The 16,015-nt window shown below is 38.1% G+C and carries 15 protein-coding genes; 8 read left to right on the top strand and 7 right to left on the bottom strand.

Going from position 1 to position 16,015, the window contains the following annotated elements:
• Positions 1–49 precede the first annotated feature (49 nt).
• The 4 genes from QWZ08_RS11000 to QWZ08_RS10985 all read left to right on the top strand — a co-directional run bounded on the left by QWZ08_RS11000 (position 50) and on the right by QWZ08_RS10985 (position 5,089).
• A complete protein-coding gene (locus QWZ08_RS11000; protein ID WP_290337457.1) occupies positions 50–358 on the top strand; it encodes a hypothetical protein in 309 nt (102 codons plus the stop codon).
• An 851-nt stretch (positions 359–1,209) separates the two neighbouring features.
• The gene (locus QWZ08_RS10995; protein ID WP_290337456.1) at positions 1,210–2,013 is read left to right on the top strand and encodes an NIPSNAP family protein; all 804 of its coding nucleotides are present in this window, start codon (positions 1,210–1,212) and stop codon (positions 2,011–2,013) included.
• A gap of 419 nt (positions 2,014–2,432) precedes the next feature.
• Positions 2,433–2,750, top strand: coding sequence for a hypothetical protein (locus tag QWZ08_RS10990; protein ID WP_290337455.1), 318 nt, complete (start codon positions 2,433–2,435; stop codon positions 2,748–2,750).
• A gap of 917 nt (positions 2,751–3,667) precedes the next feature.
• Entirely contained in the window at positions 3,668–5,089 is a 1,422-nt protein-coding gene (locus tag QWZ08_RS10985) for a chemotaxis protein CheB (protein WP_290337454.1), read from the top strand.
• A gap of 182 nt (positions 5,090–5,271) precedes the next feature.
• Here the strand turns inward: QWZ08_RS10985 and QWZ08_RS10980 are convergent, their stop codons facing one another.
• The 4 genes from QWZ08_RS10980 to QWZ08_RS10965 form a co-directional block, all read right to left on the bottom strand.
• Entirely contained in the window at positions 5,272–5,775 is a 504-nt protein-coding gene (locus QWZ08_RS10980) for a site-specific integrase (protein ID WP_290337453.1), read from the bottom strand.
• A 50-nt stretch (positions 5,776–5,825) separates the two neighbouring features.
• Positions 5,826–6,026: a phage integrase SAM-like domain-containing protein gene (locus QWZ08_RS10975; RefSeq protein ID WP_290337452.1), complete on the bottom strand. Its 201-nt coding sequence runs from the start codon at positions 6,024–6,026 to the stop codon at positions 5,826–5,828.
• A 177-nt stretch (positions 6,027–6,203) separates the two neighbouring features.
• Positions 6,204–6,401 (bottom strand): hypothetical protein, encoded by a 198-nt coding sequence (locus QWZ08_RS10970; RefSeq protein WP_353960484.1) that lies wholly within the window; start codon positions 6,399–6,401, stop codon positions 6,204–6,206.
• Between the two features lie 525 nt (positions 6,402–6,926).
• Positions 6,927–9,473 (bottom strand): DUF5686 family protein, encoded by a 2,547-nt coding sequence (locus tag QWZ08_RS10965; protein ID WP_290337451.1) that lies wholly within the window; start codon positions 9,471–9,473, stop codon positions 6,927–6,929.
• Between the two features lie 945 nt (positions 9,474–10,418).
• Here QWZ08_RS10965 and QWZ08_RS10960 point away from each other — a divergent pair.
• The 4 genes from QWZ08_RS10960 to QWZ08_RS10945 all read left to right on the top strand — a co-directional run bounded on the left by QWZ08_RS10960 (position 10,419) and on the right by QWZ08_RS10945 (position 13,340).
• On the top strand, positions 10,419–10,880 hold the full coding sequence (locus tag QWZ08_RS10960) for a lipocalin-like domain-containing protein (protein ID WP_290337450.1): 462 nt from the start codon (positions 10,419–10,421) through the stop codon (positions 10,878–10,880).
• A 75-nt stretch (positions 10,881–10,955) separates the two neighbouring features.
• Complete coding sequence (locus QWZ08_RS10955; RefSeq protein WP_290337449.1) at positions 10,956–11,513, top strand: RNA polymerase sigma factor; 558 nt, start codon at positions 10,956–10,958, stop codon at positions 11,511–11,513.
• Positions 11,510–12,688 (top strand): outer membrane beta-barrel protein, encoded by a 1,179-nt coding sequence (locus tag QWZ08_RS10950; RefSeq protein WP_290337448.1) that lies wholly within the window; start codon positions 11,510–11,512, stop codon positions 12,686–12,688. The genes QWZ08_RS10955 and QWZ08_RS10950 overlap by 4 nt, the downstream gene beginning before the upstream one ends.
• Positions 12,689–13,001: 313 nt before the next feature.
• A complete protein-coding gene (locus QWZ08_RS10945) occupies positions 13,002–13,340 on the top strand; it encodes an avidin-fold protein (protein WP_290337447.1) in 339 nt (112 codons plus the stop codon).
• A 108-nt stretch (positions 13,341–13,448) separates the two neighbouring features.
• Here QWZ08_RS10945 and QWZ08_RS10940 read toward each other — a convergent pair whose 3' ends face one another.
• The 3 genes from QWZ08_RS10940 to QWZ08_RS10930 all read right to left on the bottom strand — a co-directional run bounded on the left by QWZ08_RS10940 (position 13,449) and on the right by QWZ08_RS10930 (position 15,972).
• Positions 13,449–13,796: a hypothetical protein gene (locus tag QWZ08_RS10940; protein ID WP_290337446.1), complete on the bottom strand. Its 348-nt coding sequence runs from the start codon at positions 13,794–13,796 to the stop codon at positions 13,449–13,451.
• A gap of 1,248 nt (positions 13,797–15,044) precedes the next feature.
• Positions 15,045–15,377 carry a hypothetical protein gene (locus tag QWZ08_RS10935; protein ID WP_290337445.1) on the bottom strand — a complete coding sequence of 111 codons (333 nt, stop codon included), beginning with the start codon at positions 15,375–15,377 and terminating at the stop codon, positions 15,045–15,047.
• A 10-nt stretch (positions 15,378–15,387) separates the two neighbouring features.
• On the bottom strand, positions 15,388–15,972 hold the full coding sequence (locus QWZ08_RS10930) for a nitroreductase family protein (RefSeq protein ID WP_290337444.1): 585 nt from the start codon (positions 15,970–15,972) through the stop codon (positions 15,388–15,390).
• Positions 15,973–16,015: the final 43 nt, after the last annotated feature.

Genomic DNA, 16,015 nt, shown 5'->3' with positions numbered 1-16,015 from the left:
GGCACATCTTTAATTATCAACAATACAGCTAACAATTAAAATTTAGATTATGCAAACACAATCAAATAATTCAGGCAGCACTTATCAAACAGATGCTGCAGTTGAAAACGACAGCAATGAGCTTTCCCGGGAAGAGAACATCACTAATTCCGATGATCAGGATCAGACGACAAATGAAGGGGACAAAACAGAAGACCCTTCAAACGATGATGACTTGGATGAAAATTCAGTTGATGAAGAAGATGAACTGGAGGACGAAGATTTTGATGTAGATGACGACGATGTTGACACTACCGAAGAGGAAGATACAGAAGGTGACGATTCAGGAGAAGACAAATCAACCAGGAGTGGCTTGTAACTTTTAAAAAACCGGTTTTTATAACTCGGTTTTTTAATGAATCAGAGGCGTCCCGAATATTCCAGTTCAAAAAATATCCAGGTATTTAATGAATGTTTGTAAATAAGAAATCATAAAAATTTTACGAAGGATGTCAACTTTTACATTGTAAATAACTGACTCATCGTTGTGGCTATCTATCTTCATACAAAGAATTTTACTGCTATGGTGGAGTGTTTCTGGTAAGTCTTTCAAATAAGGGGATGATATCTGGATGGATATAGAAAATATCCAGTCAGTGAAAAAGCAATTAGTTTTATCGTCGGCCTCTCTCAGAATATCGCTGGCCTCACCATTTATTGTGGCGAGGTGTCAACACTGCAATCTTTATACAAAAGCGGTAAGCTTGCCTTGCACTAGGCGCTTATCTCAAAGGAGCATCCCGCATTTAATTATTATCCTGGTTTAAAAGACAGCAGAGACTGGATATATCCCGAGGTAACTGGTTACTTTCCTTCTTTTTTTAGTTTTTGGAAACAATGTCAGCGACGCCATTAAGGTCAGCAGTCAATAGTGTGTAGTGATTAGTGATAGCCAGTAGTTGATAATAAATCAAGGATTGAATAGTAAACAGGCAATAATTTAAAACTGCTACTCACTATAACCAATTGACCTGCCGGTAATTTTTTACATGACATTTGTACTATAAGTCCTGTCATTTTTATTCAACAGCTTGTTAGGACACCAAGCTGTTTTAGAAAAATAAATTCATAACATTGTATATCCGCAGCAATAAAAATGTAGGGGATGTGTTGGGTTTTATTGACAGGCAAAAAACATTACATTATTCAATTTAGCTTAATCCTTTTTATATGAAACGACGTTCATTTGTTAAAGCGACTTTATTAACCGGCACGCTCAGCCAACTTGCATCTTCAACTACTATGGCTGTTCAAACGGAACTTCCGGCGGATGCGTCGCACCAGGAATTTTATGAATTGAGGGTTTATATCCTGAAGAATGAAGCGCAGCAAAAACTGGTGGAAGACTATTTTAAAAATGCAGCTATCCCGGCCTATAAAAGGTTGGGCATAAGCAACATTGGGGTGTTTACGGAATTAAAGCCAACCGGCCAAACCAAAATATATGCACTCATTCCATTTAAATCACTGCAACAGTTTTTATCTGCGGGCGATAAGTTAGCAAATGATACAACCTACAATGAAGCTGCACAACCTTACTTAACCGCATCAGCCACAGAGCCGGCCTACGAAAGAATTGAAAGCTCTTTATTGCAGGCATTTGAACACATGCCGGTACTTGAAGTGCCTGCAAAAACAGCCAGGATATTTGAGTTGAGGCGCTACGAAAGTGCAGGTGAAAATGCAGGCAAAAAGAAAATAGACATGTTTAATACGCAGGGCGAGATTGATATTTTTAAAAGAACGGGTTTAACCCCTGTTTTTTTTGGCGAAACTATCATAGGTGGCTTAAGACCCAATTTAACCTATATGCTTACGTTTGATGACATGGCTGAACATGACCGTAACTGGAAATTATTTAGCAGCGATCCGGAATGGAAAAAAATCAGCAGTATGCCTGATTATGCTGACGCAAAAATCGTTTCAAGAATCACCTCCACCTTTCTTTCGCCAACGCCATTTTCACAAATTTAAACGTATGGCGTTTTGGCTATACTAATAGTTCTGCCCATTCAATACTGCGACGACCCCTGCAAGACAATGTTGCATCCAAACGATTGGCTTTGTGATGCGCGGGTTTATAAACCTCGTTGCTCATCAACTGATGAAAACTTCCCGTTTAGCTGATTTTTTTGTACAACTTCTGCCTGTCATTTATACAATTACTTACGGCATCATCCTTGTATGAAATTTATGGATAGTGAAAGGTCAACGGTGAAGTAGCGCCTGTTGCTCAATGAGAGGAATAGTATGGGGAATCACCAGGCAACAATGAGTGGTCAATTGTGAATTAATACATATTGACCATCCTTGTTCCATGTATTTAACGTTTGTGCCTGTTAACTATTTCGTATTCACTATTGTTTATTGCTCTTTAACTTAAAACAACTATAATGAGAGATGTTACAATTGATGCCGAACTTACTTCCGATTTAAGAGACTTTTTACAACGCCGGGGCTTCTCGCACATAATTACTTTGGGCATAGACCCTAAAGAAATAAATGATGCAAGTGAGCCTGAAACGGCGGGAGAAAATTATTGGCTGGAACCCATTAAGAAAGGTGATGAAAGATTGCAGCACATGAACGAGCACAACATCCTCGAGATTACGGATACAGAAATAGAAGGCATGGTGGCCGGCCGTGATGATATTCAGTACATGATGAAAGTACCAATGGTAGACTATAATGACTATTTATCAAAAAGGTAAGATGCATTATTAAAGTACAAAATCAGAACATGAAGAATGGCGTCCAATCTTGTACATATTAGCTAACGAAGGCTGAATATTATTGCCTGTTGCTTATTGCCTCCTCACTAAAACTTAGCTGTGATAAATTCTACCAGTTTTTCGTCGCTCATTTTGTTTGAGGTTGATTCTTCAGTCTTGCAATTTTAAATTTAGGTGTGTCTGCTAAATAGAGTGAATCAACTGTTCCTGTGCCTGCCCGGTTCGCGTAATATGCATATGAGTTGCATTCACCAAATATGATGGGATTTCTTTGAGAAATTTTGCCTGCACTTTTTTTCGTGATTGTTTGATTTTTTTCACTGGGATTTGGAAGCGTCTTCCCCTTTATTTTTGCAAGTACAGTAACGGCCCATCTTCCACCGTTTCTTTACCTACTACTACTGCCTGGTGACTGTCGATCTAAACTCCGAATTGTTTTTGATTGTTCATGATTTATATTTATCTGTTTTTATCTGTGCCGATAAAATTAAAAGGGGCGGGATAAATATCCAGCCCCGAGTGTAGTTTTTGTTCTATTCTTTAAGATGAAAGATAGTTGTAAGCTTAGGGAGAGGGTTGTAGAATTATATCTGAAAGTTGTATAATTCACAGTTGACTTTATGTTTAACCTTTTTTAATTTATTGACTAATGGGCTGTTGCGAAAGGAGCAGCTTTTCAAGTGTCAGCATCAGCTGAAACCACTGTCAGCAGAGGTTTACAGCTGGGAGACGTCTTTTATATTATGATTATTGTCATTAAACCAAATGATTATTATTGTATTATTGATATCTAAATAGCATTCCCTTTAAGACACTTCGTAAGATGCTAGTTGGTTATATCTTTCTTGGCAGTTCTTTCCACGTTATTTTTTTTATTCATCGTTTAAATTTTATTTATGTCCACTGTTCAACCACACCATATTATTGCGATTGGTGCTTCTGCAGGCGGTTTAGATGAGATAAACGCCCTTTTTGATCATACGCCGATGGATGGCGTTTCCTATGTAATCGTGCAGCATTTGTCACCCGATTTTAAAAGCAGGATGAGTGAATTACTTGCCCGTCATAGTAAGCTGGTAGTAAAAGAAGCAGGCAATGATATGCCTGTTGAGAGCAACCAGGTGTACCTGATTCCCAACGATAAATTCATGACGATTCATGATAATAAATTGTATTTGACTAATAAGGAAAATGTAAAGGGGCCACATCTTACAGTCAATGCGTTTTTTAATTCACTGGCGGCAGATTATGGGAAAAAAGCCATTGCGGTTGTACTTTCCGGCCTGGGTTCTGATGGAACAGAAGCAATAAAAGCGATTAAGAAAGCAGGGGGAATGGTGATTGCCCGCAATCCGGAAACAGCGGAATTTGGCAGCATGCCCTCCAATGCCATTGCTACCGGTTTGGTCGATTTTATTTTGGAACCTGCATTGATGCCTGCCACTATTGAAGATTATGTAAAACAGGAAGGGGAGCTATTGGCTTATGATAAAGATGATGAAAAATATCTGGTAGCCATTATCAGTTTGATAAATGAAAAATTACCGCTCGATTTTTCTGAATACAAGCAACCCACCATCCTGCGGCGCATAAAAAGAAGGGCAGCCTATAATAATTTTGGCAGTCTTGAAAAGTACCATGAATTTTTAAAAGTGACACCTGAAGAGATAAAAACATTGGCGCATGATTTCCTGATAAGCGTCACCACATTTTTCCGCGATCCCAAGGCTTTTGAATTTATACAAACGGATATTTTGCCGGTTATGCTAAAGAGTCTTGCGAAGGGGGAGGAATTAAAATTATGGGTAGCAGGCTGCGCCACCGGCGAGGAAGCTTATTCGCTGGCCATATTGGTGCACGAGCAATTAAAAGATGATTTAAAAGATGTGGTGGTGAAAATATTTGCCACTGATATTGATACCGTAGCATTGGTACATGCCGGGAAAGGAATTTATAACGCCACCATTGCAAAAGACATTTCGCCGGAACGGCTTGAAAAATATTTTAGTAAGGAAGGAGATAGTTATAAAGTAAAACCTGAAATACGCAATATGCTGATTTTCGCCCAGCATAACATCGTAAAAAATCCACCTTACTGCAATATGCATTTCATCAGCTGCCGCAACCTGCTGATTTATATGATGCCGGTTTTACAAAAGAAAATTAGAAATGCAGAGGCAGAAACAAAGCATGGGTATGGAATGGAGGCAGAAGCAATTAGGGTTATTACAAAAGGACCTCATTGGGTTCCTGCACTTCAAAATGGAAGAAAGGTAACTGCGTATCGTAGACAGCCAATAACTTTTGTTGTTCAGTAACCTTGGTTCGCTTTTAAAAGGAAAATTTAAAATCTGCATTGAAATCTTTGAAATCCAGTGCTTTAAATATACCAAATGCGCATTAGCTGCAATAAATATCAGGTCTATGGAAAATTAGCAGTAATAATAATACTTGTTCCAATAACTAATCAAGGCAGTTCTTGAAAAAGTGAATCTATGTGCTATAAATAATCCGCTGGGTTTCCTGATAATTTCCTTTTCAAGGTCATCATATCCTTGCTCACTTTTAAATCCAAAATCTTCGCATAATGTTGCGTCGTTCTTAAATTGGTATGGCCTAACATTTTTGAAACGGTTTCAATAGGAACATCATTATTTAAGGTTACGGTTGTGGCAAAAGTGTGACGGGCAATATGAAATGTGAAGTTTTTGTCGATACCGCAGGTATCCGCGATTTCTTTCAGGTAGGCGTTCATTTTTAAACGGTCCTTCATACCACATTGGGGATGATTCTTGTACTTGTCTAACAATTTTGCGGCAATCGGGAGAACAGGTATTTTTGAGGGCGTACCTGTTTTCTGCCTGTCTATAGAAATCCAACGTTCCCCATCAATGCCAATAATAATTTCCGACCGCTTTAATTCCTTAACATCTGCATAGGGAAGCCCTGTATAGCAGCTAAAAAATAAATATATCCTTTGCCAGAGTAAGGCGATCTGCAGCAAATTTTCTGGATATTATTTCCTGCAATTCAATTTCTGTCAAAATGGGCCTTTTAACTTCCTGCTGGTAATTTTAAACCCAAAGAAAGGATCTTTACTGATCCAACCATTTTTAAGGCAGAGCAAAACAATTTTCTTGAAATTGGCCAGGTATTCATTGTGCTGTTATGATTACACTGCCGCACAGTTTTTAGCCATAAAGCATAGCCACTGATAAAACCATAATCCAGTTTGGTAATATCGAGGTCAGGCATCTTGTATTTCCATTTTATGAAGTTGAGTGTATGATCAAGGGAAGTTTTGTAGCGTTGCTAAGTGCCTGCAGCAAAATCCTTTCCCACCAGTTTACTCACCTGTTCATTGTGTTCGCGGAATATTTCTATGATCATATGCTTTTTCTCCGCAACACCTAACCATTTCTCTTTAAATGTTTAAAAATTGATTTCACTTCCGTCCAGTATCATTTCTCTTTCGAAAGTGTATACCTTATTTCTGAGTGCATTTAAATAATTATTCAGCATTTTGGCGTCAGCTGAATTTCCTTTCATTTGTCCGGGACTTGCATACCGTTTTGATCGATCAATATATTTGTTGGTGGATTGTTCCAGGCGTTTGCCATTGATGTAAATTCTAAGGTAAACCGGAACGGTCCCATCCTTTTGAGTGCGCGTAATTCGCGTATAAATAAAGCATGGATAGTGTGTGTCATTTTATGCCTCCTTTTTTTAGTTAATTATCAATTAATTTCTATCAGTTTTTTGCATATTTTAAAAACGGAATCCTTTGCTGGTAAAGGGATAGCTCCGATTCTGGTGACCAAGATAAAAAATGTTATGGCCCCCTGAATGGTCACCAGCAGATTGATATTATATGATATAAATTGAGGTGGAAAGCATAAAAAAAGCCAGTAAAATGTACATTTTACTGGCTTTTTTGCTATTTGAAGTGAGTTTCAGCGGAGAGTTAGGGATTCGAACCTGCCAACTTTCCTATTGATATTCAGTAAATTATTAAAATTAAAATCCAAGAACTCACCTTTTTACACACCGATATTCAATTTGATTTTAAGAACTATCAATTTCGGTAAAGGTAAATAAATCTTAAGAAAATCTAAATGATTCCACTTGATATTATCTTATGTTAATTCGGTTACTTTAAAAATCAAATTTTAATCGTCCACGGATTCCCCATATACTAACAATAGGATTATTAAGGTAAGTCAACCGCTTGATAATATCGACTCTCAGTAATTTAAATATATTAGCTAATCCAACGCTTACTTCCATGTATGGTTCGCTATTTAAGGCGAATGTAGTTGACTCGCCGGTGGTATTATTCTTTGGAAAATCGAGGTAAGATTGCATGGTCGAAGGATTGTTCTCATCCCTTACACCACCGTATAGAATTTTTGCACTTGCCACTTCCCGCAGCTTTAATTTTTTTACCAGCGGAATTTTATTTAAGATAAAACCGTTGAAATAATAATCCATGTTTGCGGAGGCATAATGATCGCTGATAAACTCCAGCGCATTCATCAGGTTAAACGAATTAAGTTGGTAGGCATAGGTTTGGTTGGCCCTGTGAATGGTAAGCAGCGGGTAAGGCAGCTTGCCAAAAATATACCCGCCTTCTGCAGAAAAATCAGCATAACCTAATTGTGAAAAATACACCCTTTTAAAAATATTCAGGTTCAGGTTATGGTAATTGTACTCGCTGTTGAACAAGCCTTTTACACCGGCGATATAACGCAATTTAAAAATGGGGTACTTATTAAAAATCGGGATGCGGTAAACCTTACCCTGGTAAAATTGTTCATGCGGCGCCCAGCGTATTTCTGCAGATAATTCGGTGGTGGTGATGTCTTTTACAGTCACCAGTTCATTGTTCACCGTTTTATCAAAAGTAATGGCGCCGGCGGGTGATTGTTTCCAGTTTTTAAATCCAAACGTGTAGGAAATATTTTTACCAAACTCCCGCACATACTCTGCTTTAAAAATATTGTTGTATAAAAATTTATCATTGTCGCCTCTTTTAAAAGAGAGCAAAAAATTATCTTCCTGTACAAACTGTAATTCCTGTCCCGGTATTTTTGTATCGTACTGGTAACTCAGTTTTACATAGTTCATCGGGAAAGTATAAATCGATTTTTTGTTCAGCGAATATGCTGTTGACAAAAAATATTTTATTTGCTGGTCTTTAAATCCGTAAGCGAGGTAATTTTCCAGATAGATGCGTTTGCTGAACTTCGGTGTTGTTCTGCCACCTGCTCGTATCCGGAAACCTTCTACCGGGTTAAAACTGTAAAAAGCATTTACCGGACCTACTTCATAGCCACCAAAGGATTTATAGCCGGCAAGCACCAACGTTGCGATATCCATAAAACGGCGATACGATTTCATGTTTTGCAGGCTATCGATATTGCTGTACACTTTTGCTTCGATTGCCGTAAGCGGCTGGTGCCGGTTGGTTATCCAGAAACTATCGCTTGCTGCTGGTGGTTCATCACCCAAAGCCAGTTCTTTTCTTTTATAAATGCTGTCTGGGGCAGGTTGATTAACCACGAAGTTTTTGAATGAAACGGTACGTTCGCCCATAATACCACCATCTGAATTTTTGCTGAAGGCAAATTCTGCCAGCATATTGCTTATGGCAAGATGATACCTGCCATCAATACCTTTTTCAAAGTCCTGTTTAATACGCAGGCCTCTTGTCCAGTTGAGGTTAGCGTTCTTACTTACGCTCATGTTGAGCTTTTGCACGGCAAAATTTCCATCCAGCGTAACGTATAACGTACCCTTAAATAAAAGGTCGCTGGTATTGCGGGGCATAAAGTTTAAGCGCACCAGTTGAATGCCATCTTCCTGTACCGTATCACGGATATAAAACCGGTAAAAGGTAGGTGCAGAACCTGCGACCGGGCTTAAAAACTGGTTGGTTAAAATGGTAATATTATTTTCATACACATCAATATCTGCGTACAATTTATTTACATAACTGCTGATGCCATTGTTATCTACAAACTCACCAAAATTTACCTTTTTCTGGCCGGTGATAAAGGTCTTTTGCATGTCAGGATTTTTACGGAAATATTTATCTGACAAAGTTTCTTCCAGGTAAACAGGTACCAGTGCTTTGCCCGCAACCTTGTCTGTATCCTGGTTATCTAAAATAAAAACATAGTTTTTCAGCAGCTTATTTTTCATCAGTTTTTCCGGCTTGTTGGTGAGCGACAATTCCATTTTTTCATACTGCCGGTACTGCACAAAATCATATGCGCTGATCCTGTTCCTGTCTTTATTATCGATCACTTTTCTGATGAGTTCCACAGCCGGGTTATCTTTATTGCTGTACTTGCCTCGTTTGGTTTTAATCACCACAGCGTTCATCACCGGTTGTTCCATTTCAATATCCAGCACCGTTTCTTTGCCTGCTTCTACCTGCCGTACTATTTTTTTATAGCCGCCGTAAGAAAACTCCACCTGTGTTAATTTGCTGTTGATGGTACTCAATTTGTAACTACCATCTTCCGCGCTGGAGATACCCTTACCACCTTTAAAATACACGCTCACAAACGGCATAGGTTGATGTGTGGCACTGTTAGAGATAGTACCTTTTATGACGGTTTGTGCAGTCGATAAATTACTGCATATAACTGATCCTGTAATCAAAAAGTATTGAAATATTTTGCTTATCCTGCTCATTCAATTTTAAATAAAGCTGCTGAAAAGTCTGAGGTTTTACGATAGTATTTCTTACACCTTAACTACCATTTGTTGGATACAAATTGGCATATGTAAAATTGAATGTTTCAGGCCTTATAAAAATTGTCCCGTTACGGGTAGTGTATGTATAAATGGCGGTAAAAAAAATCCCATTCATTCACACAGAAGAGTAAATCATACACAGTTTGCCGTGAATTGTCCAACATTTAATGATTCGTATCATCATTTCAACCAATAGCATATTTTGATGAAATCCCATTATTTTATTCATTAAATGACGAAATAGCGTTAGCGAATCGAAGCCTTTTTATTGGTAGAGAAATTGTTTTCAACGTGTTGTATTCCGGTATTTAAGTTGGCTGAATAGTGGATAAAGATTCAGCACCAAAACTTACTATTATGAGTTACATCACCAAAAATTCAACTGAGCCCAAGTCGATTTTTGAATCTAACTAGAGAAAGGAAACTGAAAAATCAATGGCGATGCCTTTTGAAATATATAACCTTGCTATGATGCAGGCAGACTGCGCATTTGAATTTGAGCGCACGATGCAGTTGTTACAATACGTTATTCTTTGGATAACAAAGGGCGTTTGCTAACTTAAAGTTGACCTGGATCATTTTTAAAGGCAACAGCATCTTGTGTCTATCGCCCGGTCAATTAATTTTATTTAATATTGATGAACCCCCTTGAAGGTTATCTTTATCTTTCTCTGCGGAATTGGTCTTGTTTCCATTGGCAGTTCATTCCCCTATACTTTGGTACAAATTGAAAGATGCAGGAGCAATTGTCAACGAACTGTGGTCTCTTAAAATATTTTTTTTAATAATTACAGACTGTCCCAACAAACCGTCATAATAAATCGTACCAGTAAGTGTACAAACATCCCGGGACATTATTTCATTTTTATAACAACAAAAAACATGATAAAAAACAGCATATTCAAATCTGCCATAATTATTTTAATTGCCACTGTAGTCTTCGCTGCGTGTAAAAAAGATGATTCACCGGCAGTTCCCGACAAAGTAAGCAAACTAATGATTCCCTGGAAAATTAAGGCCATTACGACTCCCAAAGCAGGGCAACCTTCAGCTGACAGTTCCATTTACAAAGACTGTATGAGCGATGATATTATTCAGTTTTCCAATAATGGTTATGATTTCCAGGACGGTGCAGTTAAGTGCGATTCTACTGCATTCCGTTACTCAAAAGGAAGCTGGGCTTACCAACTTGCAGCTGATTCTATCCAGCTTTCATCCACTGCACCAGTTAAGTATGCTTCATGGAAAGTAGTTACTTTAAATGATAGCTCTCTTGTAGTGCGCTACACAGATAGTACAAATCCTGCCACCAAAATAGTTAAGACGATTTCTTTTAAACATTAATTAACACACACTGCAGCTTTTCATCAACGGAAAGTTGCAGTGTTTTCATACCATTGAAACCGGTCAAAAATATTGGTGAGTCAGGACGAATTATACATACATATTGAAGGATGCAGGTTGAATGACCGCTATTCGCAGGAAACTATTTACAAATGTTTTTATAGGGATATGTTTGTAACATGTAAGCGGTATACCGAAGATCCCCACGATGCCCTCACTATTTTAAATGACGGATTTCTAAAAGCATTTACCAATATTATAAGGTACAGCTGCGAACTGGGCGACTTTAAGCCCTGGCTTAAAACCATCATTATCAATACTGCAATTGATCACACCCGCAACCGTAAAAAAGGCACACAGCTAGTTCACATCGATAATATTCAGGAACAGGGTAATGAAGACTTCCAGCTCAACTTTAATTATAGTATGGAAGAAGTGGCGGTACATCTGAATGGACTGCCTTCTATGACAAGGATTGTCATCAATCTTTTTGCTTTTGACGGCTATGATTATAAAGAGATCGCGGAGAAGCTGGGTATTTCGGAGTCAACCAGCAGATGGCATGTATCAGAAGCCAGGAAAAGATTAAAGCAGTCCATGCAATTTAAACTTTCTAAAGATCGCAGCATATGAGTAGACGTTTACATAATAGTGATGAATTATTTGACTCCCCGGAGTACGGCTGGGGCGAATTGAAATTTTTGCTGGATAAGAACCTGCCTGTAAAAAAAACAAACAGATTTTCAATTGTCTGGATAGGAATTGTTGCTTCCCTGACAGGATTATTATTAATGAGTTCATTGGTCATTCATGACAATATTTTTCAGCTTGCATCGCGAAATAACTACATGGCAAATTCAACCCAAACCATAGCCCTCAATGCTTTTCAAAAGGAACAACAAGTAGTACAACCTGGTCGCAAATCAAAATTTGAAGAACACTTACATCAAACTGGTGCAGGCAAAGAACTAGATGTGCGGGTAAATGTAAACACTACAGAACAGCCATTGCTACCGGGAGAAACGGCAGATGAGTTGATAAGAATTGAGCATGCTGATTTAATGCATGAGGAAGGTGTCATTGTTCAAAATTCACCCTTCAGATCAATACCTCATATCATTCGCCCCTTTATTGCGGAGGCGGGAGCCATGCGGCCTTCAGGCGAAGAAAGCAATAAGGTACAGAGCAAAAATAGACTGCAATTTTCTGTTGGTGCTGCTGTAAATGCAACACCCGGCCAGCGGCAAAGCCTGCAGCCATTTCCTGCTACAGAAGTTCTCTATAAAGCTTCTTCTAATTTTTACATAAGCATTGGTTTAACGGCAGGCTCTGTGGTAACAACTAGTGGTCAAGGCGTAAGCAAAACGGTTTACCTGAATGATACTGCCAACAATATTCAGTTTTACAACAAGGTCACCAGGTACACCGGTTTATATTATGCAGACATACCTTTGCTGGCCGGCCTTAAAATGGGAAAACGATGGTCGGTTGAGGGCGGCCTCCAGGCATCGGTATTATTAAATTCAAACAGTAAAGAATCCATTGATAAATATGATTTTCAGATGAGGCAGGCCAATGTGCCGCAAAATACTTTTATGGGAGCTGTGGCTGCTGCATCTGAAAATATCTACCATGTGACCCCGTTGAAGATGGATTACAGGTTTGTCGGGGGATTTAGATATTCGACGCATAAAACGACTTTTGACCTAACCTATCAATATGCCTTCAAGCCTGCATTTGAAGGCAAGCAGGTAACTGCTGACAGAAATCAATTGCTGACTTTAAGGGTGCTTTATAAATTAAAATGACATTTGTATTATACATATTGGCTTTGAGCGAATTCATTGGACTGCACTGTACAAGTCAGTTATTCCTGTGAATTCCATTTATAAAAAACTCGTTTTTTTGGCCGCCTTTGGGTGGCTTTTTTATCATATTACAATTACAAAATATAGTGTTACGGATTGGCGAAAAAGATGTGTTGTTAAAAATTGGGTGAGCTATTTTGTCTGTGCAATGTGATATTGCGGCAATATTTTTTTTACGATACGGACAATTATCGCAATTAAGCCAAGACAGTTATTTACGAATATCTTTATATCAATATCCTATCTATTATTTATGATTAACCATAACGGAAAAATATTTTCGCCCCATAATAATAACGCAAGTGGCGACTTCAGTGAAGAAACTTTTTTTGTATTCAGGCAAACAGGCAACATACTTTCTTCAAATTATTCTGGGGACAGAATTGTAAGGGGGCAGATCCTAGCGCTTGTTGAGCAGGAAGGGAGTGTGCAAATGGGTTTTCACCACGGCACTACCAAGCCGGTTTTGATTACAGGGACTGGGAAGTTTGTGCCGGAAATATTACCAGGTGGGAACATCCAACTTCGTATCAAATGGAAATCACTTAATGACGATATAAAGGAAGGGAATTTGTCTCTTGTCGAGCATTGAATACGGTGATTAACCTGATCTAATATTATTTACAGAATGCAACGCCTGTTGGCAAAAGTGAAAATACTCTGACGAATTAACTCCAAATGTTAATTGAAGACTTGTATTTCAGTTATGAAACTGATAAAGATAATCGTATTCCTCGTTTAAATATTTGACATCCATTTCCAATAACTTTCGGTTAATCACCGGCGGTATTTTATCTTTATTTCTTTTGTAATGATTGATCAAAATACCTTTGACTGAATTTCCTCTTGCCTTTATCGCGAATACTACCAATTCACTTTTATATGACAGCAGGAAGCGATGGGCCTCGACAATGTAAAATTCCCATGGCCGTAAAAAAATGTTCCTTTGTTTCCAAAGCAAATCGGTCCCGAATAATTCAAAATCTTCTTTAAACCCTCTTTTTTGCAGGTGATTAGTTGCTTCTCCTTTGCTTAAATATGGTTTCATAAGTGATTTTTTTACTTTTTTTGAACGGTAGTTATAAAACAGTTGTCTTGTAACCGCGGAATACGAACACCAAAAATTTGAAAAAGAAATTAGGCAAATCTATTTCCAAACGGCATCTGTAAGAATAGATAAATAAGGGATTTTGATGTATAAATAGAACTGTAGTGAGCTAATAATTTGCCCCGGGAAAACATTCTGTAATCTATTTCATTCACAGTGTATCATTAATCAAAAATATAACGTCAGCCCTTCACTCCTGTAAAATCACAATCGTACACTATGCAATCCGTAAGTCTGAAGCTTATTCTCAGAAACAATGAAGTGTTTTGGATTGGAGAAAAAAACTGACAGTAATTTTAATCTGGGTTATTGCAGCATAGAATATTTAATGAATTTCTTTTAGCAAGTGGATTATTGCCAGAATTGAATCCTGATTGCGGTTGTTAGGGTGAAAGTGAATAATTGGTTTGACGCTGGATTGTTAAAAATTTGGAAGGCACTGACTCACTTAAATAGCATAGTTGTTTGAGTAATTATGGGATCCAAACAATTAGCCAAAAATTGGAAATATAAAATCAATGAAAGTGACATCACTTAAAGTAAAGTGAGGGCTGGTGATTTGGGGTTAGCATAAGCGGGCCCCATCTAAAACTGAATTTTAAAAACATGCGGGTTACGTAGACTAAAAAAGATATCGGGAATCAGGCAGGAAAAACTGTAATTGTTACCGGAGCAAATTCATGAATTGGTTTTGACCACCGGGCTACATTTATTGCGCCAATTGTTTAAGGAGAGTTTATGAATATGGTGTACTTTGCAAAAAGACGTGACGGAAAGGTTCTTTGCCTGCTGGTGATCCAACAACACCGGATTTGTTTTTCTGAACGGCGCAGGTGCTTTACAGATTGATTTATCATAATGACGTTTTAAAATTGAAAAGCCAAATGTAATGGTACAGATTTTTAAAAACAATCCGTAGCCATCTCGGGTGTTTACAATGGGTGGTAAAATTGAAAGTGATAACGGAGTAGCGATACAAGTCGAATTTAGTGAATCCAAAAAGATCAAGCTGGTGAGAAATATACCATCTAGAATCCTTGACGAAACTGTATAAACACATTGTTCTTCACAACATAGTTTCCACCTTAACTCTAAACTCAATTGGCCGAAGAATGGAGAAGCTTAAACGTTCTATATGAGTTATATAAATTTTCTGCTGATATTACCAATTGGGTAGTTTAAGTAAATCTATTTTATTTGATGGCTTGAAGCGCTAACTGCAGGTTCACTTAACGCCTGTAGTATTTCGGTAGTCAATAATCCGCTGCCGCCTCCATAATGCTGTACAATGTTAACTGTTGGCCTTTTATCTGTGAAATACAAACGCAGGCTATTTTCACAATGTTCTGAAATACCATTGGTTAGCAATATCAGGTCGAAGCTGAACCTGTCAAATATCCTTATGGCTTCCGCGTCCTCTAAAGTACCTTTGGCTTCCCATTGCTCATTGGCATTGATAAGTCTTAAAACAGTCTGTAAAATTTCTCCATGCCTGCCGATTACCAATATTTGTTTTTTCATTTAACTCTGTTTATGGTAGTTGTGGCTCAAGTAAAATTTCATTGATATCTTTTCGTGATCTGGGGGAAAGTTCTCTGGTTTTAAATGGTTCATCCAATTTTTCCGCTACATCCGGGTAACCTAATGCAATCATTACAACGGGTTTTATTTCATCTCCCTGATTTAGTAATTTTTGGGCATGTTCTTTTGAAAAGCCTTCCATTAAATGTGTATAAATTCCCATGCTGTTTGCCTGTAGGGTAAGCAACATGTTTGCGGCTCCCGTATCGTGCATAGCATACGTATTTACGGTGCCGTCATTGGAATAAATGTTCGACAGGACGCTAAGCACTAATACTGAAGTGTTGTTGTTCCAGTTCTTATTTCCTGCGTTCAACAAGTCAAAGAAGGAATCAAAAAGAGATGTCCCTCTGAACGCAGCGACATACCGCCAGGGTTGCTCGTTCAGGGCACTGAAACTCCAGGAGGCTGCTTCAATGATTGTCTTTACATCAGTTTCACTTATAGCTTTATCCGAAAAACTTCTTGGGCTCCACCTCTTTTTTATTATATCCAAAACCGGATATTTGGTTATGGCTTTTTTAATAGTATGCATAAAATATCTTATTGTTTAATTAATTGTACTTCTGACATGATCC

The sequence above is a fragment of the Ferruginibacter paludis genome, from assembly GCF_030409685.1.
In the GTDB taxonomy this organism is placed as follows: Bacteria; Bacteroidota; Bacteroidia; order Chitinophagales; family Chitinophagaceae; genus Ferruginibacter; species Ferruginibacter paludis.
This window is presented reverse-complemented; position numbering and strand designations above follow the sequence as displayed.